The 3,918-nt window shown below is 40.4% G+C and carries 3 protein-coding genes; all 3 read left to right on the top strand.

Annotated elements, in window-relative coordinates:
- Positions 1–898: heparinase II/III family protein (locus tag NWQ57_RS08465; RefSeq protein ID WP_306021710.1), on the top strand; the 898-nt coding region annotated here is incomplete at its 5' end.
- Entirely contained in the window at positions 895–1,767 is an 873-nt protein-coding gene (locus NWQ57_RS08460; protein ID WP_306021709.1) for a glycosyltransferase family 2 protein, read from the top strand. The genes NWQ57_RS08465 and NWQ57_RS08460, both read left to right, overlap by 4 nt.
- 11 nt (positions 1,768–1,778) lie before the next feature.
- A partial coding sequence (locus tag NWQ57_RS08455) for a glycosyltransferase family 2 protein (RefSeq protein WP_306021708.1) occupies positions 1,779–3,918 on the top strand: 2,140 nt, incomplete at its 3' end.

Genomic DNA, 3,918 nt, shown 5'->3' with positions numbered 1-3,918 from the left:
GTTTGGTGCTATTGATAGTTTTTTAAGAAAGAACAATGTAGAAAATGCTAGTTTTAATTCGAAATTAAAATTAGCACTAGATGCGGCTAACTTCATGATCCACGAAGATGGGACTTTACCATTGATTGGCGACTCGGAAAATAAAGCTTCTGTTTATGTTCCTGATTCTCTTCACAAAGGAAAGTATGGTGTAGGTTTCTTTCCTGAATCAGGTTTTTCAATAGTGAAAGAAAAAGACTTTTTCCTGACCTTTAAATGTGGTGGATCTTCTTTCTCACATCGACATATCGATGATACCAGTATTACATTAAGAGTTGGAGGTTTAGACTTCATTTGTGATGGAGGAATGTATAACTATGACAACAGTAATGAGTTGCGGCGATACTTTATATCTCATAATGCCCACAGTGGTTTTTTTCCTGCTTCAGCTTCAACTGTGCTTTTTAAAGATTTTGAAACTGCGAATGATCTGGCTAATACGACTAAATTTGCATCTGATAATTACAGCATATTGATTGAAGGTGAAAGCTTTTACAATTCGAATACAGCATTTACAAGAAAGCTTCGAGTTGAAAAAAAATCTACTTTAAGTTACGGCGATATTTCAATAACTGATTCATTTGAAAGTCCAGAGTCCGAAAAGTGGATTGTTCAATTCTTGTTACATCCTAAAGTGGAAGTTTCAAAGTCTGGAAATGGGTTTATGCTTAGACGTGATCATATTTCTGTTTTTATTAGCTTTTGTATTGAATCTGCTCATGAAATTAAAGTTGAATCTGCTTTTTACTCACCGAGTTATTTGCTTAGTGAAAAAACATCAATTCTTAAGGTTACCGGTGAATCAAAAAAATTAAGAATGATGACCTGGCTGAGTTTTTTAACAAAGGAATCTTTATGAGTGTTTCAGTTGTAACTACATGTAAAAACAGAACTGATTATCTTTTAGAAACATTAAATTCATTTTTGTCACAGCCTATTGTTTCTGAGGTTGTTGTTGTAGATTTTGATTCGACGGAGCCTGTATATAATAAATTATCAGATTTCTTATCAAATTCTAAGCTTAAGGTTCTTAGAGTTGATAACCAGCCAGTATGGAAAATAGGTCTTGCTCAGAATATAGGTATTAACTTTGCTAAAGCCGACTATATTCTTAAAATTGACTCTGACGTAGGTATTTTTGATCTTAAGCCTAGCCTCGAACTTATTTCTGCAGGAAATTGTTTCGTCAGAGGTCGTTCACAGCTTGGCGTGTCTTCAGGTTTAGTTCTTTTTGATAAAGCAAGTCATATATCTACAGGAGGGTACAACGATTGGATTACCGGATGGGGTTATGATGATGGTGACTTTTACAGGAGACTTTATGCAAAAGGATTGACAAGCTTTAATTTTTCAAAAGATGATTTTTTTGAAATAAAACAAAGTTTTATAAGTAAAAATGTTAATGTAAAAACTTTAAATAGTGTGGTTTTTTCTGATGATTCTGGATTGGCATCAAAACCAAAATTTACAGCTTTGCGAAATTTTATTTTTTGTAATATTTTTGAAAAAAAAACTGGCAGTAAACCTCTTTTTAAATACATTGAAACATCTCCGCAGTTGTTTTCAGTTGAAATTATTAACGATCCTGATTTAGACAAGCAGGCTAAAAATTATATTGAGATAGCTAATTGCCTTGCATTCTCTTTTTACTCTCAGGGTTTTGACGCAGATGATATCAATTCAACGCCAAAACTATTCGAGTTAATTGAAATGATCAAAAAAAATTAAAGATTGTTGATTTGAATTCCCATTACTTCAATTCAGAATGGTATGTACAAAAATACCCCGATATCGCAGCTGCTGGTATAGATCCCCTGCAGCATTATCTTAACCATGGCCAAAAAGAAGGCCGTTGGCCTTGTGCACTGCCTGCCTTAGAGCTTGAGCAAACATTATGGCAGGCAGTTGGTGCCGAGCCTTATTTGGTACAATTGCAACAGCTATGGCAAAAACAGCAACCTTTGCATAGCGCCTTAGCCGCTTGGGTATTAGCGCGTTGGTGTGCTAGTGTCGGGCAGTGGCAACAGGCATTGCCTTTGTTGCAGCCTTTGTTACAAGATGAAATTGCACTAAACATGCTTGCCCATCAAGGCCCGTTTTTACTGGCGTTTTCTACTTATTTTAATTGTAAGCAAACTGCGCAGGCGCACGCTGTGCTGTCGCACCCACTCTGGGCTGACACTGTTGATAAGCAGTTGGCTCGTTCTATGCTGGTAGGCGGCACAGAAAAGTTACGTTTACTAAACAAGGTTTTTGCTAGTCAGAGCTTAACGCCGTTACAGCTTAACACCCAAGCTAATCTAGACAGCTTGCAAGCCGAAAAGATGAAATCGGCGTGGTATCGTTTTTTTCGGCCACGTAATATACAGCCTAAAGTTAGCATTATAGTGCCATGCTTTAATGCCAGTAAAACGATAGCGACTGCGCTTAAAAGCTTATTGCGGCAAAGCCATCGCAACATTGAAATACTAGTGGCTGATGACTGCTCTACCGATAATTCTGTTGCCATAGTGCAGCAATTTGCTAAGCAGGATAAACGCATCGCGTTAGTACAGTTAACGACGAACAGCGGCGCTTATGTCGCGCGTAATACCGCATTGCAGCAAGCGAGTGGTGACTTTATAACTACCCATGACGCTGACGATTGGTCGCACCCAGAAAAGATTGAACGCCAGGTTCAGGCATTACAACAAGATGCGACGCTGATGGCATCGGTGTCGCATTGGGTGCGTTGTTCTCCAGAGTTAGTTTTTCAACGTTGGCGCATGGAAGATGCGTGGGTTTACCGTAACGTTTCATCTTTAATGTTTCGCAAAGCAGTGTTTGAAGCCTTAGGCTTTTGGGATTGTGTGTCTGTAAATGCCGATACCGAATATTACTATCGTATTAAACAGCAATTTGGTGATGACAGTATCGTTGAGGTGTTACCTGGTGTGCCGTTGTCTTTTGGGCGGGCGGATGAAAACTCGTTAAGCCAAACGAAAGCCAGTCATTTGCGCACACAGTTTCGCGGTGTGCGAAAAGACTATCATGATGCGGCTATAGCGTGGCATAAAACTGCTTCTTCGTTGTATTTACCCGCCATGCCTGAGCAGCGGCCATTTGTGGCGCCGGCACTAATATGCCGAGGTTCTGAAAATTATCGACAACATAACGTGCGGTTGATACTGGAGCAAAAACAGCTGTTTGATGCAGCTTGGTATTTGCGCCGTTACCCCGATATAGCGCAAGCAGGGGCAGAGCCCTTAGCACATTTTATTGCGCATGGCGCTGCCGAGGGGCGAGATCCGCTGCCTACTTTTAGCTTAAGCAGTTATGCCTATCAGCAGAAATTACCAATAACGGCGGCATTAGCGCATTGGCTAAAGGCGGAAGAACCAGAAAAGTATGCAGTTCATATAGCGGGCGAAGCTAGCAAGCTAAACCAGCCAACAATGATGCTGGTTGGCCATGCCGTATCCGATAAGTTATTTGGTGCAGAGCGCAGTTTCCTCGATGTGGTAAAAGCACTCAGTCAATGCCCGTTTAGATTGATAGTGGTTTTGCCTTCTGCACACTCAGCTAAGTACATAACGGCTTTACGTCAATACGTCGATACCGTTGTGATAATGCCTTATTATTGGTGGCGAGCAGAGCGTACTGACGAGCCGGCAGTGCTTGAGCAATATACCCATCTATTTAAGCAATATGCGGTTAAGTTGCTTTATGTGAACACAATAGTGTTAAGTGAGCCATTAACGGCTGCGCAATCAGTTGGAATTCCAGCCGTGCTGCATGTTCGAGAGTTATTAGCGCATGATCCATCGTTGTGTAAAGTACTCAATATTGATGATGCCCAAATGCGTCAGGTTCTGCTACAGCGCAAAGTTTCTTTTGTCG

It is taken from the genome of Paraglaciecola sp. (assembly GCF_030730205.1).
In the GTDB taxonomy this organism is placed as follows: domain Bacteria; phylum Pseudomonadota; class Gammaproteobacteria; order Enterobacterales; family Alteromonadaceae; genus Paraglaciecola.
The sequence above is the reverse complement of the archived record's forward strand: the minus strand, read 5'-3'. Positions and strand labels throughout refer to the sequence as shown.

Coding starts and splice junctions, on each gene's coding strand:
- NWQ57_RS08460 (WP_306021709.1), top strand. CDS start 895: ATGAGTGTTTCAGTTGTAACTACATGTAAAAACAGAACTGATTATCTT.